Source organism: Micromonospora trifolii (genome assembly GCF_050516465.1).
In the GTDB taxonomy this organism is placed as follows: Bacteria; Actinomycetota; Actinomycetes; order Mycobacteriales; family Micromonosporaceae; genus Micromonospora; species Micromonospora trifolii.
This window is the reverse complement of the sequence record NZ_CP191526.1, coordinates 5,077,637-5,100,318: the sequence shown is the minus strand read 5'-3', so window position 1 is coordinate 5,100,318 and position 22,682 is coordinate 5,077,637. Positions and strand designations below refer to the sequence as shown.

The following is a 22,682-nucleotide window of genomic DNA, read 5'->3' as shown; positions in this document are numbered from 1 at the left end:
GCTCACTCCTCGCGCTCACTGAGCCGCCTTTCGTTCGCGACTGCGGGGCTCGCAACCCCGGCTCACTCCTCGCGCTCACGCTGAGACCCCCACCCGGACGTTGCGGAACCGGGCCGGCGCGGCCGGGTGGCCGGTGTGCCCGACCTGGCCGGGTTGGCCCTTGCCGCAGTTGGGCGTCCCCCAGGAGACCGTCTCGCCGGAGAGCATGTCCATCGAGCGCCAGAACAGTGGGCCGATCCCGGTGTACGTCGGATTGCGCAGCATCCGCCCCCGCCGCCCCTTCTTGATCTCCCAGCCGATCTCGCAGCCGAACTGGAAGTTGAGCCGCTTGTCGTCAATCGACCAGGACCGGTTGAGGTCCATCAACACGCCGTCGTCGGTGGCCGCGATGATTTCCTCCAGCGTGTGCGGGCCGGGTTCCAGGCCGACGTTCGTCATTCGCACCATCGGCAGCCGGGCCCACCCGTCGGCCCGTACGCTGCCGCCGTAGTCGAGGCTGGCCATGGCGGCGGAATCCCGGCCGGCGAGCACACCCACCCAGCGGCCGTCGCGGACCGCGTCCCGCTTGACCGCCGGGGAGCCCTCGTCGTCGAAACCGAAGCTGCCCAGCGCGCCCGGGATGGTCGGATCGATGGTGATGTTCATCAGCTCCGAGCCGTAGCGCAGCGACCCGAGCTGGGCCAGGTCCAGCCAGGACGTGCCGGCGAACGCCGCCTCCCAGCCGAGGATCCGGTCCAGTTCGATGGCGTGCCCGACCGACTCGTGGATCTGCAGGGCCAACTGCTCGCCGCCGAGGATCAGATCCGTCTCGCCGGCCGGGCAGAGCGGCGCGGTGAGCAGCGCCCGGGACTCCTCGGCGATCTGCGCGGCGTGCGCGGCCAGGTCCAGCGACTCGACCAGCTCCCACCCGGTGGTGCCGTACTGGCCGCGGTAGCTCGGCCAGGACCGACGCTGCGTCTCGCCGTCACCGATCGAGGTGGCCGAGATGCCGCCGCCGCACTCGCGGATGCGCTGGTCGATCCGGTGGCCCTCGCTGGAGACGAACCACTTCGCGGTGTCCCAGATCTGGTACAGGCCCTCGGCCAGGTCGGCGCCGTGCTCGGCCATCGTGCGGGTCGCGTCGACCAGCAGATCGCCCTTGTCCGACAGGGGCACCCCGAGCGGGTCGATCTGGCAGCCGGAGGCCCAACTCGCGGTTACCGCCTCGACCGGCACCAGGTCGACCGAAGGGCCCGGCACCCGCGCGCTCGCCATGGCCGTCCGCGTCGCGCGCCGGCCGGCGTCGCGGGCGGCGGCGTCCGACAGATCGGGTACGGCGTGGAAGCCCCAACTCGCCCCGACCAATGCTCGGACCCCGAGCCCGATGCTCTCGTCCTGGGTCAGCTCCTCCACGTCACCGTTGCGCGCGGTCATGGACTCGTAGCGGCGGTGCATCACCCGGGCGTCGGCGTACCGGGCGCCCGCGTCGAGGGCGGCCTGGACGGCGGCGGTGGCCGCGTCGAACTCGGTCATGGACCGACCCTAGGCCAGCCGACCGACACCCGTCAGGCCAGCAGATCCTCCGGCCGGGTGGTGGCCCGCACCGGCTCCGCCAACTCCAACGCCTCGCCGTCCTGCTCCCGCTCCCGCCGCACTGCGCCGCCCCGCGAGCCGCAAGATCGCGCAACATCCTGGTTGTAGTGGTATCGGCGCGTCGGCGATGCCACTAGATCCTGGTTCGAGCGTGACCTTGGCGGCGGTGGGCGAGGCGCGGTGCACGAGGCGCGGGAGATGAATGGGCCTGGATGGCGAGGTGACGGGGGTGCGGGGCCGATGCCGACTCGTTACGCTCGGGCCCGCTGACAGGTGCCGGCTTTGTAGCTTATTTTCCCCCTCGGGACTTTGCTGTAAGTTCTCTTCGTCACTGAGGGAGGTGGCCGTGGACAGCTCGGAACCCTCGCCGTCCGGGGACCCGGACGACCGCCCCGCCGTGCCGGCGCAGCGCTCCGACCAGGACGCCTACCTGCGGGTGAATGACCTTCGGGTCCGGTTCGACACCGAGGACGGCGTGGTGCGCGCGGTCGACGGGGTGTCGTTCGCCGTCGAGCGGGGCCGAACCCTCGGCATCGTCGGGGAGTCCGGCTCCGGCAAGAGCGTCACCTCGCTGGCGATCCTCGGCCTGCACGACCCGAAACGGACCACCATCACCGGGGAGATCTCCGTGGGTGGCCGGCAGGTGGTCGGTCTCCCAGACGAGGAGGTACGCCGGCTGCGCGGCCGGGACATGGCGATGATCTTCCAGGATCCACTGTCGGCGTTGCACCCGTACTACACGGTGGGCCGGCAGATCGCCGAGGCGTACCGGGTGCACCACCCAAAGGCCAACCGGCGCGAGGCCCGCCAGCGGGCGGTCGACATGTTGGACCGGGTCGGCATCCCGCAGCCGGCGCGCCGCTTCGACCAGTACCCGCACGAATTTTCCGGCGGCATGCGCCAGCGGGCAATGATCGCGATGTCCCTGGTCAACGACCCGGCGCTGCTGATCGCCGACGAGCCGACCACCGCGTTGGACGTCACCGTGCAGGCGCAGATCCTGGACCTGCTCGCCGACCTCCAGGCCGAGTTCCACTCCGCGATCATCCTGATCACCCACGACCTCGGCGTGGTCGGCCAGGTCGCCGACGACGTGCTCGTCATGTACGGCGGGCGGGCCGTCGAGCGGGGCAGCGTCGAGCAGGTGCTCCGGGCGCCGCAGCATCCGTACACCTGGGGGTTGCTCTCCAGCGTGCCGTCGCTGCACGGCGACGCGGACGCGGACCTGGTGCCCATCCCCGGCAACCCGCCCAGCCTGATCAACCTGCCGCCGGGTTGCGCGTTCCACCCACGCTGCCGGTACGCGGACCGCGCCGGCAGCCGCTCCCACACCGAGGTCCCCGAGCTGCGCGCCGCCGGGGCCGATGGTCACCTGGTCGCCTGCCACCTGAGCGCCGCGGAGCGCGCCACGTTCTACGCCGAGGACATCGCATCCGTGGGGGTGGCCCGATGACCGATGAACCACTGCTGCGGGTACGCGGCCTGAGCAAGCACTTCCCGGTACGCCAGGGGCTGCGCACCACCGGTCTGGTGCGGGCGGTGGACGGGCTCGACTTCGACGTGCGCCCGGGCGAGACGCTCGGCCTGGTGGGGGAGTCGGGCTGCGGCAAGACCACCACCGGTCGGATGCTGGTGCGGCTGCTGGAGCCGACGAGCGGCAGCATCGAGTTCGACGGGCGGGACATCACGCACGCCGGCCGCCGCGAGTTGCGCCCGCTGCGCCAGGAACTTCAGATCATCTTCCAGGACCCGTACGCCTCGCTGAACCCTCGGCACACGGTGGGCCGGATCGTGGCGATGCCGCTACAGGTCAACGGGATCAAGCCGCCGGGCGGGATCAAGGCCCGGGTGCAGGAGTTGTTGGAGCTGGTCGGGCTGAACCCGGAGCACTACAACCGGTACCCGCACGAGTTCTCCGGTGGTCAACGCCAGCGCATCGGCATCGCCCGCGCGCTGGCTCTGCGGCCGAAGCTGATCGTCGCGGACGAGCCGGTGAGCGCGCTGGACGTCTCGATCCAGGCGCAGGTCGTCAATCTGCTGCGTGACCTGCAACGGGAGCTTGGTCTGGCCTTCGTGTTCATCGCGCACGACCTGGCCGTGGTCCGGCACTTCTGCCAGCGGGTCGCGGTCATGTACCTGGGTCGGATCGTGGAGATCGGCGACCGGGCGGACATCTACGAGCGCCCGCAGCACCCGTACACCCGGGCGTTGCTCTCGGCGATTCCGGACGTCACCCAGCTCGGCCCGGCGGGTCGGATCCGGCTGACCGGTGACGTGCCCACCCCGCTGGACCCGCCGTCGGGCTGCCGGTTCCGTACCCGCTGCTGGAAGGCGCAGGACATCTGCGCCACCGAGGAACCCGCGCTGGTCCCGCGCGACGGTGGGCGGCAGGCCACCGCGTGTCACTTCCCGGAGCCGGCCGGCGCCGGCCTGGTGGCGGAGGCCGCCATGCTCGGTGCCGAGCCGGCGGGTCGCGGGGTCGCAGCGAACGTCGAGGAGGTGTCGTCGTGAGTCTCTCCCCGGTGGAGGGTGTGGCGCTGGCCGAGATCGAGTCCGGCACCGACCCGGGCGAGCCCGCCACGAAGGGCGTCGTCGGCCGTTCGCCCGGCCAGCTCGCCTGGCTGCGGCTGCGCCGCGACCGGACGGCGATGGTCAGCGGCGTACTCCTGATCCTCTTCCTGCTGTTGGGGTTGGCCGCCCCGCTGATCGAGATGGCCTACGGGATCGGCCCGCGGGAGCAGTTCCAGAGCCTGCTGGACGGCTTCGGCATGCCGCTGGGGTACGCCGGCGGGGTCAGCGGTGAGCACTGGTTCGGTCTGGAGCCCGGGCTGGGCCGGGACATCTTCATCCGGCTGATCTACGGGCTGCGGACCTCGCTGTTCATCGCGTTCGCGGCGGCCCTGATCACCGCGACGATCGGGATCGTGCTGGGCGCGCTCGCCGGCTACCTCGGCGGCTGGCTCGACGCGGTGATCAACTGGATCACCGACCTGACCCTGGCCATGCCCTTCCTGATCATCGCGTTGGCGCTCACGCCCACCATCACGCTGCGCTTCTACGGTGAGCGGGGGCAGGTGTCGTCCGCCTTCGGGGTGGGGGTGCTGATCGCCGTCTTCGCCATCTTCGGCTGGACCAGTACGGCCCGGCTGGTACGCGGGCAGGTGATCGCGCTGCGCGAGCGGGAGTTCGTGGAGGCGGCCCGGGCCAGCGGTGCCGGGCTGGGGCACATGCTCTTCCGGCAGCTGCTGCCGAACATCTGGGCGCCGATCCTGGTGTCGTTCTCCCTGGCGGTGCCGCAGTTCATCACCAGCGAGGCGGCGCTGTCGTTCATCGGCGTCGGCCTCAGCGACGAGACGCCCAGCTTCGGCCGAATGATCTACCGCAGTCTGGACTTCCTCCAGACCGACCCGGCGTACGTGTTCTTCCCGGGCATCACGATCTTCGCGCTGGTGTTCGCCTTCAACCTCTTCGGCGACGCGTTGCGGGACGCGCTCGACCCGAAGTCGTCCCGGTAGGGGTCAAATCATGGCGCGATTTCTGCTCAAGCGACTCTTCTCCGCCACGCTGACCCTCTTCGCGGTGAGCGTGTTGACCTTCCTGATGTTCTTCGCCCTGCCGCGCGACCCGGTCAGCAGCATCTGCTCGAAGAACTGCAACCCGGAGCGGCTGGAGCGGGTCCGCGACGACCTGGGCCTCAACGACCCGCTGATCAGCCAGTACGCCGGTTACATGAAGGGCATCGTGACCGGTCGGGACCTGGGCAGCGCCCAGGGCGGCCGATGCGACGCGCCCTGCCTGGGCTGGTCGTACGTCACCAACGAGGCCGTCTCGGACACCATCGCCCGGGTGCTGCCGGTGACGCTGAGCATCGTGATCCCGGCGGCCATCCTCTGGTTGCTGCTCGGCGTGGGGCTCGGCATGGTGTCCGCGCTACGTCGGGGCACCTGGCTGGACCGGCTGGCGATCGGCTTCTCACTGACCGGCGCCTCGTTGCAGCTGTACTTCGTGGGCGCGGTGCTGCTGCTGGTGTTCGTCTACAACCTGCGGCTGTTGCCGGTGCCGAGCTACACCTCCATCTTCGACAACCCGGCGAAGTGGGCCAGCGGGTTGGTGCTGGCCTGGGTGGCGCTGGCCTTCCTCTTCTCGGCCATCTACGCCCGGCTGTCGCGGGCGCAGATGTTGGAGACGCTGTCCGAGGACTTCGTCCGGACCGCGCGGGCCAAAGGCCTGGCCAAACCCAAGGTGTACGGGCGACACGCGCTGCGCGCGGCGATCACCCCGGTAGTGACCATCGCCGGGTTGGACGTGGGCGGGGCGCTGGGCGGGACGGTGATCACCGAGACGACGTTCGGCATCCAGGGGCTGGGGCGGACGGCGGTGGACGCGGTGCGCTCAGGTGATCTGCCCACCATCATGGCCACCGTGCTGATCGCCGCCGTCTTCGTGGTGTTGGCGAACGTGCTGGTGGACCTGCTCTACGCGGCCATCGACCCCCGGGTGCGGCTGCGCTGAGCGGAGGGTGTCCGGTACACCCACCGATGGCGAAATTTATCGACAACTGTTACACAACTCGTAGGTTTTCTTCCATACGATCCTCGGGACGTCGGCGGTTCTCGCCCCGACGAAACCGCACGGCACATGGGTGAAGGGGGTACTTCATGAGACCACGCGTGGTGGCTGCCGCAGGCGGCGCGATCGCTCTGGTTGTGGCATTGGGTGCGTGCTCGAAGAACACGGGCGAGGGCACCACGGTGGACACCGAACGGCAGCAGACCGGGGTCATCGCGACCGACCCCAAGGACTCGCAGGGGCCGGCGGCCGAGGTGAGCGGAGCTGCGAAGGGTGGCACCTTCACCATCATCCGGGAGTCGCCGATCTCCCACCTCGACCCGCAGCGGACGTACTCGTTCGCCGGTCTGATGGCCAACCCGCTCTTCGCCCGCTACCTGACCACCTGGAAGGACGACGGCAAGGGCGGCCTGGTCCTGGTGGGCGACCTGGCCGAGACGCCGGGCAAGAACGTCAACAACGACTGCAAGGTCTGGGAATTCACTGTCAAGGACGGAGTGAAGTTCGAGGACGGCCGGCCGATCACCTCCAAGGAGATCGCGTACGGCATTGCCCGGTCCTTCGACCCGGACCTGTCCGGCGGCCCGACCTACATCCAGGAGTGGCTGGCCGACACCGCGCAGTTCGACACCAAGTGGGACTTCAAGAAGAACAAGACGTCGCTTCCGCCCGGCCTGAGCACGCCGGACGCCAAGACGCTGCGCTTCGAGTTCGCCAAGCCCCGCTGTGACCTGCCGTTCGCGGTCTCGCTGCCGACCACCGCGCCGCTGCCGGCCGACAAGGACACCGGCGTCGACCTGGACAAGCAGCCGTTCTCGTCCGGCCCGTACAAGGTCGCCAAGAACCAGGTCGGCGTGCAGATCACCCTGGACCGCAACACCAACTGGGACCCGAACACCGACCCGGTCCGGCACCAGTACCCGGACCAGTTCGTCTGGAGCTTCGGCCCGACCGCGGACGCCGCCAACAACCGGGTGATCGCCGACAACGGCGCCGACCAGAGCGCGCTCGCCTTCAACACCGTGCCCGCCTCGCTGGTCGCCAAGGTCGCCGGGGACGCCGCCCTCAAGTCACGGACGATCCTCTCGCCGACCCCGAGCGCGAACCAGCTGGTCATCAACAACCAGCGGGTCACCGACCTGAAGGTGCGGCAGGCGCTCAACTACGCCATCGACCGCGAGGGCCTGATCAAGGCGATGGGTGGGCAGACCGTCGCCGCGCCGCTGACCACGCTGATGCCGCCGGCCACCATCGGCTACAAGGCGTACGACGCGTACCCGGCGGGTGCCAACGGCAACGTCGACAAGGTCAAGGAACTGCTCGGCGGGAAGACGCCGGAGCTGGTCCTCGGTGTCGCCGACAACTCGGTCGAACAGCAGCAGGGCGCCCAGCTCAAGGCCAACCTGGAGCGGGCCGGCTTCAAGATCACGCTGCGGAACATCTCCGACGACGCGAAGCTCGACGAGATCAAGAAGAAGAACAACCCCTGGGACCTGTACATCGGTAACTGGGCGGCGGACTGGCCGAGCGGGGCGTCGATCCTGCCGGTGCTCTACGACGGCCGCACCATCAAGGCCGAGGGCAACAGCAACCAGTCTTACTTCAACGATCCGACGATCAACGCCGAGATGGACCGGATCTCGGCCATGTCCGCAGCCGAGCAGGGCCCGGAGTGGGCCAAGCTCGACGAGCGGGTCATGAAGGAGCACGCGCCGGTGGTGCCGCTCTTCGTCGACGTGGCCTACAACGTGCACGGGTCCAAGGCGGGCGGGATCTTCATCTCCAGCGTTTTCGGCTACCCGTCGTTCGTGAACGCGCACGTCAAGCCGTAAGTCACACCGCAGACCAGAAGGGTCCCCTCCCGACAACGCCGTCGGGAGGGGACCCTTCTGTTTCTGCCGATCGGATGCGAGCTGCAGCATGAGAGGGTGCTCGACATGGGCGTTGCCGCGAAGAGCCTTCGTGCGGTGTTGGCGATCAACGACTCTGGCCTGCTTCTCGCTCAGGACGACGTCGGTACCTGGTGGATTCAGGGTTCTGCTGACGGGTTGATCTACACCGCCGGCGATCGGCTGGCATGGCTGCTGCCGCTGCTGGAACGCACCCCGACGGACGTCAGGGTGGCGTTGTCCGGCTTGCCCCTGGTGGATACGCCGCTACCCGCCCTCGTGCGTTTCGCCCTCAGGGCGTGGGGAGAGCACTGGCCAGAACTCGCACTCGACTGGCTGGAATCTGGCTGGCCGATCCAAGACCTGCTCGACGTGCTGGCCGACATGAAGGATTCGTCAACACTCTCCCTACCGCGTCGCCGCCGAGCGCTTCGTCTATGGCGCGCCGCGACGCAAACCTGACGGCCCGGCAAGCCCGGATGCATGTGCTCGATGTTGGCTGTGGGTGCTTATCCGCCCATCAGCATGAACGTGCGCGTCGACGCCTCAGCACGCGGTGCCGGCCGGGTAGCACCTTGAGCGGTGGAGCAGCTGAGGGTGGCGAGAAGCAACCGCGCAGCCGATGGACGCCGTTCTATTCGGGCGACGTGTTGTACTGGTCGAGCGTCGCCTTGGACGTGGAAGCATCCCGGAAGGTCAGCTCCCACGGGCCGGTGTTGACGTCCATGTCCTTGCCGAACCCGACCCACTTCCCGGCCATCCGTCGGCCGGTGGGCTCGACCAGTAGCTGGATTGCACCGTGGTACCGGGCTCCCCGGTAGTAGCCGGCGGGATCGGTCTGCTCGACCCAGGTGCCGGTGACCACGGCACCGTCAACGGTGAGATCCATTGACAGCGACGATGCCGCCGAGCCAGGAAGGCTTCGCACGGTCAGTCGGTCGCCGTGTTGGAGTACGACCACGAAGTGCTGCCCGGCGAATGATTCTCCCCGGCCACTGGAGTGGTACTGGTAGCGGCTGAGCCAGACGCCCTCGTACGACGCGTGGACCGCGAGTGGCTTGGGCGTTGGCGTGGCCAGGCTGGACATGGGCGAGGTCAGGTCGTGGCCACCGTGTTGGTCATCGACTACATGACCATTAGGTATCGCGGCGAAGCCGAGCAGCGAGACCGGCAGGCCGGTGACGACCTCCAGGGCGCGGGCGTACACGGGCCGCGGTGCGGCGATCGCGCCAGACTCCCAGCGCTGGACGAGCCTCTTGTTGGCGTCGTTGGGCTCGCCGACGCGGCGGCCGGCGGCTTGGAGCGCGCGGGCGAAGTCGTCCTGGCTCATGCGCATCCCGGTGCGGACCGCGCGTAGGGCGGCGTTCGGGGCATTCATGTTCGCCACCATAACGGTATGTCGCCTTAATGTCGCCAGTAAAGTGCCCGTGTTGTCGCACTCTGTGCCGTCGCGCCTGACGGCGGATCGGCGTCACTGTGTACGACAACGCGACGCCTGCCGGTGCGCGCCAGCAGCGGAGGTGATGATGCCCAGTTCTGACGACGAGCCGGTCAGCCGGGGCGAGCAGATCGATGCCGCCGAACGGGAAGAAGCCAAACGCCGGTTGCTCGCGCAGGCCTCGGCGGAGCGGATATCGGCCGAGGAAACGACTCGGGCCGTGCCGGATCGGCGGTGGCGTGGTGAGTCGTGATCCGGTGCCGATCGGTCGACGCGTCGCCTATCTGCGGGTTCGTCGGCGGTTGTCGCAGCAGTCGTTCGCGGATCGGTTGGGGAAGTCGAAGAGCTGGGTGGACAAGGTCGAGCGCGGGGTCCGTTCTCTGGAACGGGTGTCGACGATCCGGGAGATCGCGGCGGTACTGAGAGTGGATCCAGCAGCCTTGCTCGGTCGCGATGTGCAGCCCGTCGGGGTGGCCGAGCGTCGCGAGGGCGGCGCGCGGATTCGGGCGGCGCTGTCGGCGTACCCAATGGCTTTTGGTCGCCCGGCGGACCGTGACGTGATGTCGCCCGACCGGTTGGCTCGGGAGGTGCGGCATGCGTGGATGACCTTCCAGCATGCCCGGTACCCGCGTCTGGTGGAGCTGCTGCCCTCGGTGGTGACCGAGGTTCATCGCGCTCATGCGCAGGACCCGGAGGCCGGGCGGGCTGTGGTGGTGGAGGCGTATCGGGTGACGGCGGCGCTGCTGGTCAAGCTGGACGAGGGGAGCCTCGCCTGGCTGGCCGCTGACCGGGCGATGTCGGCGGCCGCCGGTGACCGGGTGCTGTTGGCCTGCGCGGCGGTGCAGCTTGGTCAGGTGCTGCGGGCATCGGCGCGGGCAGGGCCGGTGATGCTCGCTGCCGCTTCCCAGATCGCCCCTGGTACGCCTGAGGAGGTGTCGCTGCGTGGGTCGCTGCTGGTGCAGGCCGGCCTGATCGCGGCCAGGGCGGGTGACGATCGGGGGGTCGGTGAGCTGCTGGACCAGGCCGCCGAGCTGGCCGTCCGGGTGGGCGACGGGCACGACCATCACCGGACGGCGTTCGGGCCGACGGCCGTCGAGCTGGCGAGGGCCGCCGCCGCCGTGGAGTTGGGGGACGGGCCGCAGGCGGTCGCCCGGCACGAGCAGGCGATCGGGCGGGACGGGTGGCGGTGGCTGCCGGTCGAGCACCGTGCGGCGCACCTGATCGACGCGGCGCGCGCATACCTCCAGACGGACGACCCCACCAACGCGGCCCGGGTTCTCTTGCGGGCCGAGCGCATCGCACCCGCCGAGATCCGGGACCGGCCAGCCGCCCGGGACGTGGTCGCCCAGATCGCCCGCGACCCGGACGCCCCACCGACGATCACGCAGCTCGCCATCGGTCTGGGGGTGCTCTGACATGACAGTGCCGCCGACGGATCACCCCGGGTGGGTGCGGAGGAAGTCGAGCACGTAGTGGCCGTGACCGCGCGCAGCAGGCTCAGCGACGACACATCCGCGCCGAAGTCATCGAGCGGGCACACTTGTGAGGGCACGACTGCGTCAGAGGGGGCTTGGATGCGCTGCGGCAAGTGGAAGGGCGCCGTTCTGGGCACGGTGGCGGTCCTGGCCGCGATGCTGTTCAGCGGCTGCGAAGCGGACGGCCAGACCGAGCCGGAGCCGGTTGACGGGTCGATGAAGGAGGTGCTCAAGGAGTACCAGCCCCGCTTCGAGCAGCGGCGCGCGGCACTCATCGCGGCGGCAGCGAAGGTGCCCGAGAAGGGCGTTGGCAAGGCATCGTGTGCCCGGACGCTGGACCCGCGGCCGGAGTTCATCTGGTTCGATCACACCAGCAAGGTCCTGGACAGCTACAACAGCCCGGACAAGGGCGGAAACGTCGACATCCTGGCGACAACCGAGGCCGGAGCGCCGGAGCAGATAGTGGACTATCCAGACTCGACCCTGAACAGGTTCGCCGTGCCGCCGGGCTGGTTCGTCCGCGGCCTGTGGGTTACCGGCCCGCAGGGACCACTCGGCACCAACGAATTCAAGGTGACCAGCCGGTACGGCGACGAGCCATACCTCGGGGTCGAGAAGGACCCGGTCCAGAGGCTCCGGAAAATCCTCGACGTCGGGCTGCACAAGCGCTACGTCCTGCTGTACCGCGTGACGACCTTCACCTTCCCCGACGCCGAGGGCCGGGACATGGTTCGGGCCGACGTGTTCCTCGCCGACCTGGAGAAGGGCGACCTGCCCTGCCAGTTGGTCGTGGACGGCTCTCGCTACGGCACGAGCGGTGGACCGGTGGGCTGGGTCTCACTCACCCCGTACAAAGACATGCAGACCAGTTTTCAAATCCACATCAGCGACAAGCTGAGGTCCCTGACCCGCCCCTGACTTCCGACGTGGCTGACGAGGCCACCGCGTCGCTGCTCGGTCGTGATGCCCAGCCTGCTGATTGGTCGAGCGTCGGGTGAGCATTGCGCGGTTGCCAGCGGCGGCCCGAAGCCGAGGATGCAAGGGTGCGGCTCCGGCGGCCGGCAAGCACGCGCCGGTGGTGCCGCTCTTCGTCGACGTGGCCTACATCGTGCACGGGTCCAAGGCCGGCGGGAGCGCCTCAAATGGTAGGGGTGGCCGCATGGTCGAGATGGGGGCCAGCGTCAGTGCGTTCCAACGCCGAGCAGGACAGGCTCGAGGCTGATCGCATTCGTGTCTGGAGGAACTCATGTCAGGTTCAGAAGGCATTGTCAGTCGACGCGCTGTGCTTCGTGGCGCTGCCGTCGGTATCGCGGGAGCCGGGCTGGCGTCGGCCCAGGCGGCGTACGCCGGCAACGGCTCGGCTGCTGGCCTGCTGGGCGAGGATGCAGTGGACGCCGTGGCCTCTGGGCTGGACCGTGACCTGATCGAGTTGCGCCGTGACATCCACCGGCACCCGGAGCCCCCGGGCCAGGAGCAGCGGACCGCAGAGGTGGTGGCCCAGCGACTTCGCGCGGCCGGCCTCGACGTCACCACGGGTGTCGGCGGCCATGGGGTCGTGGGAGTCCTCAGCGGCGCCCGTCATGGCCGGACGGTCGCCTACCGGTCGGACATGGACGCGGTCCCGCCGAGCGATCAGGTGGGAGGTGGCACGCATGCGGCTCACCTGTGCGGGCACGACATGCACACGGCTGTGGGCGTGGGTGTCGCGGAGGTGCTGGCCCGCCTGCGCAACCGGCTCGCGGGCACTGTGGTGTTCGTCTTCCAACCCGCCGAGGAGACGCTCACCGGTGCCGCCGCGATGCTCGACGATGGCGTGTTCGCCCGTCTCCGTCCATCGGAGATCCATGCCCTGCACTGCGGTCCTTTCCCGGTCGGCCAGTTCGTTGTCACGCCCGGGTTCGGACTTCCTGGCCAGGACCGCGGCGTCATCACGCTCGTGGGGCGTGATGCGACGGCGCGGGCGCAACGGCTCGCCACCGAGATCGGCGGGCTCAGCACCGTGTCCCGCCCAGCGACCTCCGAGGACCTCGAACGGCTCGTGGCCGACATCCAGGCACCGGACGGGCCGTTGGCCGAGTTCGTCTTCATGCAGGCCCAGGTCTCCGAAGCCGAAGGCCGGGCCGAGGTGCGGTTGTCGTACCGTTGCTGGCCGGAGGACCGGCACACTGCCATCCGCCAGGACATCCGTCGACTCGCAAGCTCCGACGGCCAGGCATCGGTGGCGTTCCCGAACGACCCGTTTCCCGCCATGGTCTGTCCCGAGCGGGAAGGCCAGGCCCTGAAGCGGTACCTCCGACAGGCAGCAGGGCGCGACCGGGTGCGGACGTTGCATGCCGCGATCCCATTCAGCGGCGAGGACTTCGCGCTGTTCCTGGATCGGCTTCCTGGCACGTACACCTTCCTCGGCGTCCGTGCGCCCGGCGCCGCCATCGAAACGAGTTATCCGCATTTCGGCGCCTTCGACCCGGACGAGCGGGCCATCGGCCACGGCGTCCGCGCGATGGCGGGTTGGCTCGCTCGGCGCACCCGCTAGCCGGAGCACACCGGCGCGGTCGGCTGCCAGGACGCCCGAACGAAACCGGCACCCCGCTGCCCTCGTCGAGAACGCCGCGCGCGGCCCGATATTCGGGCGTCTCGGCGGGGTGCGTCCACTAGCGTCCCGTCTCATGGAGACCAGCACCGTACGTACTGAACGCCTCGAGCTTCGCCCGGTGCGGGACGAGGACGTCGACCGGATCCTGGAGTACCGCAATCTGCCGCAGGTCACGCGCTGGCTACTCCGCACGCAGGTCGACCCTGCATCCTTCCGCGCGGCATGGCGACGTGCGGCCGCAAACCCCGACGACCACAGCGTGGCGGCCACACTCGACGGCGTGGTGATCGGAACCGTCTCGCTCGACGTCGTCGACGGCATGGGTCAACCCGGCATGCCACCACGGACCGAGGCCCAGCTCGGCTACATCTTCGATCCGGCCTACGGCGGAAATGGCTACGCGACCGAGGCGGTCACCGCGGTGGTGGCACACGCATTCGACCGGCTGGGCATTCGGAGGATCACCGCCGGCTGCTTCGCGGACAACCTCGCCTCGGTGCGAATCCTGGAGAAGGTCGGCATGCGTCGTGAGCAGCACGGCGTCGGCGATTCCTGGCACGCCGATTTGGGCTGGGTGGACGGCTGCACCTACGCCCTCCTCGCCGAGGCATGGCATCGAGAGGCAGCACCGTAGGAGCAGCCGACGAGGGCGTCGACGCCGGGTCGCCAGGTGGTGTGGCAAGATCCGGCCGTGCATGACCTCGCCAGACCACTTGACGGCATGAACGCGTTGATCATTGGCGGCGGAGGCAACGGGATCGGACGCGCGATCTCGCGAGCTTTCGCCGCAGCCGGTGCGGCGGTCGCCGTCGCCGACCTCGATCTCGAGCGTTCCAGCGAGGCCACTGACGAGCTGGCAAGCTCCGGCGTCCGGGCCGTCGCGCTCGCCGGTGATGTGCGCTCCCCGTCCGCCATCGACGGGTTTGTCGACCAGACCGTCGCCGCCCTCGGACGGCTTGACACGCTCGTCACTGTCGTCGGGGGTCAGGTCGCGTTCGTCCCCGCGGTGCGGTTGCACGAGATGAGCGACGATGACTGGGACCTCGCCTACGAGATGAATCTTCGCTACGTCGTACGGGCAGCCCGCGCCGCAATCCGCACCTTCCTTGCTCAAGGTGGCGGCGGATCCATCGTCAGCGTGGGTTCGGTGACCGGAGTCATGGCCGCGCCCATGCAGGCCGGATATGGCGCTGCCAAGGCCGGCCTGGCCAGTCTCGCCAGAACAGTAGCCGCGGAGTATGCCGCAGAAGCGATACGCATGAACGTGGTGGCGTGTGGCGCCATCGCGACGGCCGCAGCGGGGTCTGCGGACGTCGACGGCGACGTGCCAGAGATCCCGATGGGTCGGCTCGGCGCACCGCGCGATGCCGCCGCGGCAGCCGTCTACCTGGCTTCGCCGCTCTCCTCGTACGTCACCGGGCAGAGTCTCGTAGTCGACGGCGGAGTGACGGTACGCGGCCCATTCGCGGTCTGACCGTGGAGGCAGTTCGCCATCCACCTCGGGGTGCTGTGAGCGTGGCTTGGGTACCCAGCCGTACCGTCTGTTGTCGGGTGGGGCGTTGTCCCAGTCGGCGATCAGCGCGAACGGATCCGCGACGCGATCGAACTCGTCGTCAAAGGTCTCCCGGACGACCGCCGACGGGTAGAAGCGCGTCTCCTGAGCCACCCCGCAGTCGTCCGTCCGGGAGGCGACCAGGGCGCCGCAGCTTTCGCAGGCCACACACGGGCTCCACCCGTCCAGGGACCAGCAGCCGGTGAGAACCAGGTCGTGGACGAATCGCGTGGCTCGCGCATCGCCAGGTGAGAGCACGAAGGTGCCGACGACCTGATCACGGCCATACGCGGCCTCGTCGATCGCATAGGTGCCGGGGTCGAGAAGTGGTGGATTCACCTGGTGGTGGTCCAGAAGCGACCAGTGCGGCTCCGCCGGCAGCTCCACCAAGCGCACCGGGGCGCTCAGCGCGGTTCCGCACCTCGCACACCGAAAGGTCTCCACCGCCGCAGTCTGACATCCGTCCCGGCGATCGTCCGGAAATATGAGGGGCCGGGCTCTCGGGCATCACGCCGTCTTGCGGCGGTGCTGAGGATCGATGCCGCAGCGCTGCTTGGCTGCGATGATTTTGCGCTTTGGCGGCCGTTCGCAGCGGACGACGATCCGGAGGAGGAGCAGGGCCACTTCTTCCAATCCGTTTTCCTGGCCCGACCGGGGTACGACGACACGCCCGCCGAGGCAGCCGCCCGGCTCGCCGCTGCCGGAGATCAGGGTTACTGATTTATTCGATCTGCTCAGGCGAGGTGCGAGGCTGAGCAGGTGACTCACCCGCTCGCGCGCCGCGTCTACGACACCTGCCACCTCAGCGGACGTTTTCGTCTGCGATCCGGGCAGGTCAGCGAGGAGTACTTCGACAAGTACCTGTTCGAAGGGCAACCGGATCTGTTGCGCGAGGTCGCCGAGGCGATGGTGGTCATGCTGCCGGAGTGCGATGTGCTGGCGGGGATGGAGATGGGCGGCATCCCTCTCGCCACGGTGATGTCACAGCTGACGGGGCTGCCCACAGTCTTCGTGCGGAAGCACGCCAAGGAGTACGGCACCAACAAGACCGCCGAGGGCGGTCCGGTGCACGCCCGGCGCGTCGTACTGATCGAGGACGTCGTAACCACCGGCGGAGCGCTGCTGGCATCGTGCGCACAGCTACGGTCCATCGGTGCCCAGGTGGAGACAGTGGTCTGCGCCATCGACCGCGAGCAGGGCGGTCGTGAGAATTTGGCGGCCGAGGCGTTGCAACTCCGCGCCGCCCTCACCCGCCGTGACCTGGAAGCTTCCCTGATGGCGTGACAGCTCTGGTGCCGCTCGACCGGCGGCAGATGAGTGCGCTGCAGGCCATGCGCCATGATTGGCGTCCATGGGCACCGGCGATCAGTACACCACCATCACCGAGCCGACGTTCGTGGCACGGTTCCTGCTCGATCCAGGCACGCACACCGTGGACACGGTGGCCAACGTCGACGTGTTCGTCGACCTTCCCGATGGCTCCACGTGGGCACTCACGATCTTCACCACCGATGAGGTCGGCCGGCTGTTGGCGCGATGGAAGGAGACAGGCGAGGTTGCGAACGGCACCTACTTCTGGGGCGTTGACCAGCTGATCGTGCCGAAACCCGGCGTACCGGCCATGACCGCGGCGATCCGAGAACTGGTGCGCAACGGAGACATCACAAGCGCAGGCGTCCGATGCGAAGACCAGGACCGAGACAGCCCAGCGACCACCGGGGAGTGACCCTTGACGTCCGAGCATGGGCTGATCAACAAGGTCGTCGACTACTGGCCTGAACCGTAAGATCCGCCGCAGGGCCGGGAACACCTCGTGGAGCGTTGGTGACCCGGCCCAAGCGGCTCGAGATACAAGCCCGTGGCGCGAGCGGCATGGTGACCGTGCAGCGCGACGGCCGAATTTTCGCTGCGGATCAGGGGACGATCACCACGCCGCCGCGCACGCCGCCCTGGGCCAGCCGCTCGTGGGCGGCCGCCGCGTCGGCGAAGGGGTACACGTCAGCGACTCGGAGCGGGATGTCGCCGCTGGTGACGAGCTTGACCAGTTCGCCCAGCCGCGTTCCGTCCGGTAGCACCTCCAGCGCGAAGGTCCGGATTCCCCGCACCGGTTCCGGGCGAAGCGGGGGTGACGCGGCCACGTAGCCGCCGCCGTCCCGAATGAGGTCCAGCAGCGAGGCGCCGATCACCGCCAGGTCGATGACCGCGTCGAACGTCCCCGTCGGATCGTCGGTGCGCGACAGGAACGCCGCGCCCAGCGACTCGACGAACTCGCGGTCGTCGGCCCCGGCCAGTCCTGTGGCGTGCAGACCGGTCGCCCGGGCCAGCGCCAGCACGAACCCACCGACCTGCCCGGCGGCGCCGGTGACGAGCACTGTCGAACCCGCCGGGAGCGCGAGCAGGTCGAGTGCCTGGGCGGCGGCGAGGCCATTGGTCGGCAGGGTCGCCGCCTCGGTGGCGGGTACGCCGGTGGGCGCCGAGGTCAGCCAGGTGGCGTCGAGGACCACGTACTCGGCGTGAGCACCGACCGTGGTTTGCAGCCACGGTGAGAAGCCGATGACCTCGTCGCCGATCGTGAACTCCTCGACCGATGGGCCGACCGCGTCGACGTTGCCGGCAACGTCCCAACCGGGCGTGTACGGCAGGCCGGTTGGCAACGGAGCGGGGAACCGACCGGAGCGGACCATCAGATCGACCGGATGTACGACCGACGCCGCGACCCGCACCCGCACCTGCCCCGGCCCGGGCTCGGGCACCGGCACCTCGGCCACGTGCAGGACCTCCGGCCCTCCGAACTGTGCATAGCTGACTGCGCGCATCGCCGTCTCCTTCGTGGGATTTCGTGATCACCACGACCGTACGAATCGTCAGCACTATGAGAAAGTAGGTACCTTAAAGTGCCTAGGGCACCGAAGGAGGAGAAGGATGGCGACGTCGACCGCAGCGCAACGCCGCGAGCAGGCCAAACGCGACTATGACGCGTTCCTGGACCAGTGCCCGACCCGTGAGCTGCTGAGCAGGCTCACCGACAAGTGGGTCGCCCTGGTGATCCCAGCGCTGGTCGACGGCCCGCAGCGGCACGGCGAGCTCGCCCAGCGCATCGCCGGCGTCAGCCAGAAGATGCTCACCCAGACCCTGCGCACCCTGGAGCGCGACGGCCTGGTCACCCGCACGGTCACTGCCTCGGTACCGGTGCGCGTCGACTACGAGCTCACCCCGCTCGGCCATGAACTGTTCCCGGTCATGATCGCGATCAAGGACTGGGCGGAGACGCACATGGACCGCGTCTTCGAAGCCCGGACCCAGTACGACGCACGCCCCTGAGAACCTGCCGATCGCGTCAGAGTCCGCCGGCAACGTATCCCTTCATCGGCCTCGCCAGATTGTCGCTGGCAGCCGCTAGGGTCCGCGCCGTGGATGACACCTCGACGGCCCGGCAGGCCGCCCACGCCTACGTTGATCTTCTGGAGCGCCGCGACTGGCCCGGGCTGGCCGCCCTGCTCACCGATGATGTGGTCTACGAGATGCCGCAGACTCGGGAGCGCATTCGCGGCAAGGACGCGTTCCTGCGGTTCAACACCGAGTATCCGGGCGACTGGCACCTGCGGCCGCGACGGGTGACCGCCGATGGTCGCCTCGCTGCCCTGTTGCTCGACGTTCGCGTCGGCGACGAGCAGCAGGACGCGTGCGTCTGGCTGGAGATATCCGAGCATGGGCTGATCAGCAAGATCATTGACTACTGGCCCGAATCGTACGATCCGCCGCAGGGCCGGGAACACCTCGTGGAGCGTTGGTGATCGTGAGCTTGCCGAAGTGGGCCAGGTGCTGCGGGCATGACGGTTCACCCCAGATGGGTACGGAGGAAGTCGAGTTCCAGGGCGTCTCTACCTGGCGCCGCCCACGGGCGCCTCGGAGCCGACGGGGCGCGGCAGCACCAATGCTTGAGCGGCGATGACGCGTTCGCCGCCAAAGGTCAGCGCTGGCGACCCATGCAGCTGATAGCCCTGGTCGAGAAGCCCGCTGACGCGGGCGCAGAATTCAGCATCGTCGGGCCCGGTGATGAGGCGGTAGCCGAGCGGCTTCGTGAAATCCGACACCGGCTCATTGTCCCTGTTCGGATGCCGGAGCGCCGTCCCGGCTAGCATCTCGTCTTTCCTGGGCACGCGACCGTTAACAGTTACGTGCGCCTCGACCAGCAAAGAACGGGGCGTCGTCATGGCTGCCCGGTCGAAGCTGGCGCGTGCCACTTGCCCTGCCTCGTTCAAGGTCGCGCCCGATCCTTGATCTAGTGGCGCCATTTGACGCCGGAATGCCACTAGATCCTGGATCAAGCGCGATCCTGGGCGGCGGACCGGCCGAGCTGCCCCTGCGTTCAGGAACGGCCGATGGAGCGGTCCAGGAAATCGTGGATCATCGGCGCGGCGACGTCGAGCTTGTCTTCCAGCAGGAAGTGGCCGGTGTCGAGCAGATGGAACTCGGCCGACGGCAGGTCGCGCCGATAGGGATGGGCCCCATCGGGCGGGAAGATGGCGTCGTTCTGGCCCCAGATGATCAGCGTCGGTGGCTGGTGGTCGCGGAAGAAGGCATGGAATTCCGGGTACAGCGTGACGTTGCTGCCGTAGTCGTAGAACAGATCCAGCTGGATGTCCGCGTTGCCGGGGCGGGCGAGCTGCGCGTCGTCGTGGGTCCACATGTCGGGGTCGAGCCGGGTGAGGTCCTTCACCCCTGCCGTGTACTGCTGCTTGACCGTGTCGGAGTTGAGGATGAACGCGATGGCCTGACGGTGCTCGTCGGTCTTCTCGGCCCAGTACGCCTTGATCGGATCCCAGAACGGGCTCAGGCCCTCTTCGTACGCGTTGCCGTTCTGCACGATGAGCGCGCTGACCCGCTCGGGCCGCTTGAGAGCCAGCCGGAATCCGGTCGGTGCCCCGTAGTCGAAGCAGTAGAGCGCGTAGCGATCCACGCCGAGCTGGCCGATCAGGCCGTCCATCAGGTCGGCGAAGTTGGCGAATGTGTAGTCGAACGTCGACCGGTCCGGGCTGGCGCTGTGGCCGAAACCCGGGAAGTCCGGCGCGATCACCCGGTAGCGGTCCGCGAGCAGGGGGATCAGATGACGGAACTGCGAGGAGGACGTGGGGAATCCGTGCAGGAGCAGGACTGCGGGCCCGTCGGCTGGTCCAGCTTCGCGGTAGAAGATGTCGATCCCGTTCACGGTCGCCGTGCGAAAGTGCGTGACCGGAAGTTCGCCTTCCTGGACGGCGGCGACCGAGGGTTTTTGCGCGATGCCAACCATCCTGGAGTCCTTTCGGCATAAGGGAAAGCGGTGCCGTTCCGGGGTGATCGCGCGCCGCCGGGTACCGCTTTGGCCAGCATGGCATTCGGCAGAGAGTTCGGTGTGCCGAATTATCGAATGCGGCTTACAGCAGGTGGGTGCGGAGGAAGTCGAGTTCCAGGGGGAGTAGCCGCTCGGCGGTCCCGTTCGCGGCCAGGTGGGTGGCCCCGGTCAGCGGCAGCACGGCGTGCGGCCGGCCGGTGCTCAGCAGGGCGGCGGAGAGCCGGAGCGTGTGCGCGGCCACCACGTTGTCGTCGGCCATCCCGTGCACCAGCAGCAACGGGCGGGCCTGGTCCGGGCTGGTGACCGGCTCGGCGGCCAACTCGACGAGCGAATGGTGCGCGTAGATGTCCTGGCCGTCTTCCGGCAACCCCAGATAACGCTCGGTGTACGCGGTGTCGTACAGCGCCCAGTCGGTCACCGGGGCACCCGCGATCCCGCACCGGAACAGCTCCGGGTGGCGCAACACCGCCAACCCGGCCAGCCACCCGCCGAACGACCAACCGCGCACCCCCACCCGCCCCAGATCCAGGTCCGGGTGCTTGCCGGCGAGCGCGGTGAGCGCGTCGATCTGGTCGGTCAGGATCACGTCGGCGACCCGCCGGTGGATCGCCTTCTCGAACGACGGTGCCACGCCCGGCGTACCCCGGTTGTCGATGGTGACCACCGCGAAGCCGGCGTCGGCCCACCACTGCCGTTCCAACCACGCGGCCCGCGCCGCCACGACCTCCTGGTGCCCCGGGCCGCCGTAGATGTCCAGCAGCACCGGCAGCCGTCGGCCCGTCACGTGGTTGTCCGGGTAGAGCACCGCCGCCGGCAGCCGCCGGTCGGTCACCCGTTCCAGCAGCGGCAACGGGGAGTACGGCGGGGTGGCGGCGAACGAGCGCAGCTCGGCGATCTCCTGATCACCGCGGCGGACCGTCCAGCGCACCCCGGCATGATCCAGCGACGCGACGCCGACGGCCAGCACGTCCGCGCCCACCGCGGCGGTGTACCAGCCGGAGTCGGTGGTGAGCCGGCGCGCGTCCACCCCACCGCCGATGGTGGTGCGGACCCGGAACAGGTGCCGCTCGCTCGGCTCGCCGTCGCTCGCCTCTACCAGCAGGTCGGCCGGGCCGGCGGCGGCCGGCAGCCGACCCACCACCCGTCGTACGTACAGCGACGGCGGGGTGAGCAGGGTGCCGTCCGCGAACAGGCACCGGGCGTCGTACCCGTCGTGGGCCAGCTCCCCACCGACCAGCACCCGGCCGTCCGGCAGGTGCGCGGGGGTGCCGGCGATCGGCTCGACCCAGCGCGGATCGGCCAGCTCGGCGTGCACCTGAGTCTCACCCGTGCGCGGGTCCACCGCCAGCACCAGCCCGTGCTGCTGCGAGCGGCGCAGCACGGTGATCAACGGACTGCCCTCACCCCAGCTCACCCCGGTCAGGTACGGGTAGGTCTCCCGGTCCCAGTGCACGTCGACCCAGCCGTCGTCCAGGTCGAGCAGGTGCAGGCTGACCTCAGCGTTCGGCCCGCCAGCCCGGGGGTACGCGACGGCGGTCGGCGGGCTCGCCGGCTCGGCCGGGTCGTGCAGGTGCCACCGCTCCAGGCGGGACTCGTCGACCCGGGCGGCCAGCACCGAGCGGCTGTCCGGCGCCCACCAGTACCCCCGGAACCGGCCGAACTCCTCCGCCGCGATGTGCTCGGCCAACCCCCAGCTCACCCCGGCGTCCTCGCCGGCCAGCAGGGTGTCGGTGCCGTCGGGGTCGATCACCCGCAGCTCACCCCGGCGCACACCCTCGGCCGCGTCCGTCACGTACGCCAGCCGCTGCCCGCTCGGGTCCGGGCGTGGGTCCAGCACCGGGCCGACGGCCGCCACCTCCACCACGTCGCCGTGCACCAGATCGGCCCGGAACAACCGCCCGGCCAGCGCGAACACCGCAACCCGACCGGCCGCGTCCAACGCGTACGAGCCGATGCCGGCGGCGCTGAGCCGCAGCCGCTCGCGCAGGGCGCGTTCACCGGGGGAGAGGGACCGGACGTCCCCGCTCTCGCCCAGCAGGGTCGCCGGATCGGCGACCAGCCGTTCCTCGCCGGTGCCCACGTCCAGCAACCAGAGCGCGTCCGCCGGATCCTCGGGACCGGCGGAGCGCAGGAAGATCACCCGGGAGCCGTCCTCAGCCACCGAGACAGCGCGTGGCGCGCCGTGGCTGAACCGGCGGGTGCGGGCGGCCAGCTCCGGAAAGTCCACACACCAAATCGTAGAGCGGGAGCGGAGGTGATGTG

At 69.3% G+C, this 22,682-nt stretch carries 24 protein-coding genes; 16 read left to right on the top strand and 8 right to left on the bottom strand.

The window, feature by feature from the left end; all coding sequences use genetic code 11:
• Positions 1 to 75: 75 nt before the first annotated feature.
• A complete protein-coding gene (locus ACQRWP_RS23630) occupies positions 76 to 1,512 on the bottom strand; it encodes a TldD/PmbA family protein (protein ID WP_430497797.1) in 1,437 nt (478 codons plus the stop codon).
• Between the two features lie 457 nt (positions 1,513 to 1,969).
• On the opposite strand from ACQRWP_RS23630, the gene ACQRWP_RS23625 reads away from it, so the two are divergent.
• The 6 genes from ACQRWP_RS23625 (at position 1,970) to ACQRWP_RS23600 (ending at position 8,492) form a co-directional block, all read left to right on the top strand.
• On the top strand, positions 1,970 to 3,025 hold the full coding sequence (locus ACQRWP_RS23625) for an ABC transporter ATP-binding protein (RefSeq protein WP_430503278.1): 1,056 nt from the start codon (positions 1,970 to 1,972) through the stop codon (positions 3,023 to 3,025).
• Complete coding sequence (locus tag ACQRWP_RS23620; RefSeq protein ID WP_430497795.1) at positions 3,022 to 4,083, top strand: ABC transporter ATP-binding protein; 1,062 nt, start codon at positions 3,022 to 3,024, stop codon at positions 4,081 to 4,083. The genes ACQRWP_RS23625 and ACQRWP_RS23620 overlap by 4 nt, the downstream gene beginning before the upstream one ends.
• A complete protein-coding gene (locus ACQRWP_RS23615) occupies positions 4,080 to 5,087 on the top strand; it encodes an ABC transporter permease (protein WP_430497793.1) in 1,008 nt (335 codons plus the stop codon). Before ACQRWP_RS23620 ends, ACQRWP_RS23615 begins: the two co-directional genes overlap by 4 nt.
• A 10-nt stretch (positions 5,088 to 5,097) precedes the next feature.
• Positions 5,098 to 6,084, top strand: a complete 987-nt coding sequence (locus ACQRWP_RS23610) for an ABC transporter permease (RefSeq protein WP_091406222.1) — start codon at positions 5,098 to 5,100, stop codon at positions 6,082 to 6,084.
• Between the two features lie 146 nt (positions 6,085 to 6,230).
• Complete coding sequence (locus ACQRWP_RS23605; protein WP_430497791.1) at positions 6,231 to 7,973, top strand: ABC transporter substrate-binding protein; 1,743 nt, start codon at positions 6,231 to 6,233, stop codon at positions 7,971 to 7,973.
• 96 nt (positions 7,974 to 8,069) lie between these two features.
• Positions 8,070 to 8,492, top strand: coding sequence for a hypothetical protein (locus ACQRWP_RS23600; protein ID WP_430497789.1), 423 nt, complete (start codon positions 8,070 to 8,072; stop codon positions 8,490 to 8,492).
• A 172-nt stretch (positions 8,493 to 8,664) separates the two neighbouring features.
• Here ACQRWP_RS23600 and ACQRWP_RS23595 read toward each other — a convergent pair whose 3' ends face one another.
• The gene (locus tag ACQRWP_RS23595) at positions 8,665 to 9,420 is read right to left on the bottom strand and encodes a helix-turn-helix domain-containing protein (protein ID WP_430497788.1); all 756 of its coding nucleotides are present in this window, start codon (positions 9,418 to 9,420) and stop codon (positions 8,665 to 8,667) included.
• 136 nt (positions 9,421 to 9,556) lie between these two features.
• On the opposite strand from ACQRWP_RS23595, the gene ACQRWP_RS23590 reads away from it, so the two are divergent.
• The 3 genes from ACQRWP_RS23590 to ACQRWP_RS23580 all read left to right on the top strand — a co-directional run bounded on the left by ACQRWP_RS23590 (position 9,557) and on the right by ACQRWP_RS23580 (position 11,861).
• Positions 9,557 to 9,721, top strand: a complete 165-nt coding sequence (locus ACQRWP_RS23590; protein WP_430497786.1) for a hypothetical protein — start codon at positions 9,557 to 9,559, stop codon at positions 9,719 to 9,721.
• Entirely contained in the window at positions 9,711 to 10,883 is a 1,173-nt protein-coding gene (locus ACQRWP_RS23585; protein ID WP_430497784.1) for a helix-turn-helix domain-containing protein, read from the top strand. The genes ACQRWP_RS23590 and ACQRWP_RS23585 overlap by 11 nt, the downstream gene beginning before the upstream one ends.
• Positions 10,884 to 10,946: 63 nt before the next feature.
• A complete protein-coding gene (locus ACQRWP_RS23580) occupies positions 10,947 to 11,861 on the top strand; it encodes a hypothetical protein (RefSeq protein WP_430497782.1) in 915 nt (304 codons plus the stop codon).
• A 337-nt stretch (positions 11,862 to 12,198) separates the two neighbouring features.
• Here ACQRWP_RS23580 and ACQRWP_RS23575 read toward each other — a convergent pair whose 3' ends face one another.
• Positions 12,199 to 12,525: a hypothetical protein gene (locus ACQRWP_RS23575; protein ID WP_430503404.1), complete on the bottom strand. Its 327-nt coding sequence runs from the start codon at positions 12,523 to 12,525 to the stop codon at positions 12,199 to 12,201.
• Between the two features lie 27 nt (positions 12,526 to 12,552).
• On the opposite strand from ACQRWP_RS23575, the gene ACQRWP_RS23570 reads away from it, so the two are divergent.
• The 3 genes from ACQRWP_RS23570 (at position 12,553) to ACQRWP_RS23560 (ending at position 15,010) form a co-directional block, all read left to right on the top strand.
• Positions 12,553 to 13,476 (top strand): M20/M25/M40 family metallo-hydrolase, encoded by a 924-nt coding sequence (locus tag ACQRWP_RS23570; RefSeq protein WP_430503277.1) that lies wholly within the window; start codon positions 12,553 to 12,555, stop codon positions 13,474 to 13,476.
• A gap of 133 nt (positions 13,477 to 13,609) precedes the next feature.
• Positions 13,610 to 14,170 carry a GNAT family N-acetyltransferase gene (locus tag ACQRWP_RS23565; RefSeq protein WP_430497780.1) on the top strand — a complete coding sequence of 187 codons (561 nt, stop codon included), beginning with the start codon at positions 13,610 to 13,612 and terminating at the stop codon, positions 14,168 to 14,170.
• An 87-nt stretch (positions 14,171 to 14,257) separates the two neighbouring features.
• Entirely contained in the window at positions 14,258 to 15,010 is a 753-nt protein-coding gene (locus ACQRWP_RS23560) for an SDR family NAD(P)-dependent oxidoreductase (protein ID WP_430503276.1), read from the top strand.
• A 585-nt stretch (positions 15,011 to 15,595) separates the two neighbouring features.
• On the opposite strand, the gene ACQRWP_RS23555 is transcribed toward ACQRWP_RS23560, so the two are convergent.
• Positions 15,596 to 15,856: a hypothetical protein gene (locus ACQRWP_RS23555; RefSeq protein ID WP_430497778.1), complete on the bottom strand. Its 261-nt coding sequence runs from the start codon at positions 15,854 to 15,856 to the stop codon at positions 15,596 to 15,598.
• On the opposite strand from ACQRWP_RS23555, the gene pyrE reads away from it, so the two are divergent.
• Positions 15,848 to 16,372, top strand: coding sequence for an orotate phosphoribosyltransferase (gene pyrE / locus ACQRWP_RS23550; protein ID WP_430497776.1), 525 nt, complete (start codon positions 15,848 to 15,850; stop codon positions 16,370 to 16,372). The two genes, ACQRWP_RS23555 and pyrE, sit on opposite strands and share 9 nt — an antisense overlap.
• 67 nt (positions 16,373 to 16,439) lie before the next feature.
• Positions 16,440 to 16,814, top strand: a complete 375-nt coding sequence (locus tag ACQRWP_RS23545; protein ID WP_430497774.1) for a hypothetical protein — start codon at positions 16,440 to 16,442, stop codon at positions 16,812 to 16,814.
• 187 nt (positions 16,815 to 17,001) lie between these two features.
• Here ACQRWP_RS23545 and ACQRWP_RS23540 read toward each other — a convergent pair whose 3' ends face one another.
• Positions 17,002 to 17,904, bottom strand: coding sequence for an NADP-dependent oxidoreductase (locus ACQRWP_RS23540; RefSeq protein ID WP_430497772.1), 903 nt, complete (start codon positions 17,902 to 17,904; stop codon positions 17,002 to 17,004).
• Between the two features lie 106 nt (positions 17,905 to 18,010).
• On the opposite strand from ACQRWP_RS23540, the gene ACQRWP_RS23535 reads away from it, so the two are divergent.
• Positions 18,011 to 18,409, top strand: coding sequence for a winged helix-turn-helix transcriptional regulator (locus tag ACQRWP_RS23535; protein ID WP_430497770.1), 399 nt, complete (start codon positions 18,011 to 18,013; stop codon positions 18,407 to 18,409).
• Between the two features lie 59 nt (positions 18,410 to 18,468).
• Positions 18,469 to 18,882, top strand: coding sequence for a nuclear transport factor 2 family protein (locus ACQRWP_RS23530; RefSeq protein WP_430497769.1), 414 nt, complete (start codon positions 18,469 to 18,471; stop codon positions 18,880 to 18,882).
• A gap of 87 nt (positions 18,883 to 18,969) precedes the next feature.
• Here ACQRWP_RS23530 and ACQRWP_RS23525 read toward each other — a convergent pair whose 3' ends face one another.
• From ACQRWP_RS23525 to ACQRWP_RS23515, 3 genes are all read right to left on the bottom strand, one after another.
• Positions 18,970 to 19,332 carry a DUF1737 domain-containing protein gene (locus ACQRWP_RS23525; RefSeq protein WP_430497767.1) on the bottom strand — a complete coding sequence of 121 codons (363 nt, stop codon included), beginning with the start codon at positions 19,330 to 19,332 and terminating at the stop codon, positions 18,970 to 18,972.
• 125 nt (positions 19,333 to 19,457) lie between these two features.
• Positions 19,458 to 20,378 carry an alpha/beta fold hydrolase gene (locus ACQRWP_RS23520; RefSeq protein ID WP_430497765.1) on the bottom strand — a complete coding sequence of 307 codons (921 nt, stop codon included), beginning with the start codon at positions 20,376 to 20,378 and terminating at the stop codon, positions 19,458 to 19,460.
• A gap of 124 nt (positions 20,379 to 20,502) precedes the next feature.
• The gene (locus ACQRWP_RS23515) at positions 20,503 to 22,647 is read right to left on the bottom strand and encodes a prolyl oligopeptidase family serine peptidase (protein ID WP_430497763.1); all 2,145 of its coding nucleotides are present in this window, start codon (positions 22,645 to 22,647) and stop codon (positions 20,503 to 20,505) included.
• Positions 22,648 to 22,682 lie beyond the last annotated feature (35 nt).

Excerpts from the sequence above, each read along its gene's own strand:
- ACQRWP_RS23570 (WP_430503277.1), top strand. The coding sequence starts at position 12,553 with ATGGACGCGGTCCCGCCGAGCGATCAGGTGGGAGGTGGCACGCATGCG.
- ACQRWP_RS23620 (WP_430497795.1), top strand. The coding sequence starts at position 3,022 with ATGACCGATGAACCACTGCTGCGGGTACGCGGCCTGAGCAAGCACTTC.
- ACQRWP_RS23630 (WP_430497797.1), bottom strand. The coding sequence starts at position 1,512 with ATGACCGAGTTCGACGCGGCCACCGCCGCCGTCCAGGCCGCCCTCGAC.
- ACQRWP_RS23535 (WP_430497770.1), top strand. The coding sequence starts at position 18,011 with ATGGCGACGTCGACCGCAGCGCAACGCCGCGAGCAGGCCAAACGCGAC.
- ACQRWP_RS23590 (WP_430497786.1), top strand. The coding sequence starts at position 9,557 with ATGCCCAGTTCTGACGACGAGCCGGTCAGCCGGGGCGAGCAGATCGAT.
- ACQRWP_RS23565 (WP_430497780.1), top strand. The coding sequence starts at position 13,610 with ATGGAGACCAGCACCGTACGTACTGAACGCCTCGAGCTTCGCCCGGTG.
- ACQRWP_RS23605 (WP_430497791.1), top strand. The coding sequence starts at position 6,231 with ATGAGACCACGCGTGGTGGCTGCCGCAGGCGGCGCGATCGCTCTGGTT.
- ACQRWP_RS23540 (WP_430497772.1), bottom strand. The coding sequence starts at position 17,904 with ATGCGCGCAGTCAGCTATGCACAGTTCGGAGGGCCGGAGGTCCTGCAC.
- ACQRWP_RS23575 (WP_430503404.1), bottom strand. The coding sequence starts at position 12,525 with ATGACGGGCGCCGCTGAGGACTCCCACGACCCCATGGCCGCCGACACC.
- ACQRWP_RS23595 (WP_430497788.1), bottom strand. The coding sequence starts at position 9,420 with ATGGTGGCGAACATGAATGCCCCGAACGCCGCCCTACGCGCGGTCCGC.
- ACQRWP_RS23545 (WP_430497774.1), top strand. The coding sequence starts at position 16,440 with ATGGGCACCGGCGATCAGTACACCACCATCACCGAGCCGACGTTCGTG.
- ACQRWP_RS23560 (WP_430503276.1), top strand. The coding sequence starts at position 14,258 with ATGAACGCGTTGATCATTGGCGGCGGAGGCAACGGGATCGGACGCGCG.
- ACQRWP_RS23610 (WP_091406222.1), top strand. The coding sequence starts at position 5,098 with ATGGCGCGATTTCTGCTCAAGCGACTCTTCTCCGCCACGCTGACCCTC.
- ACQRWP_RS23520 (WP_430497765.1), bottom strand. The coding sequence starts at position 20,378 with ATGGTTGGCATCGCGCAAAAACCCTCGGTCGCCGCCGTCCAGGAAGGC.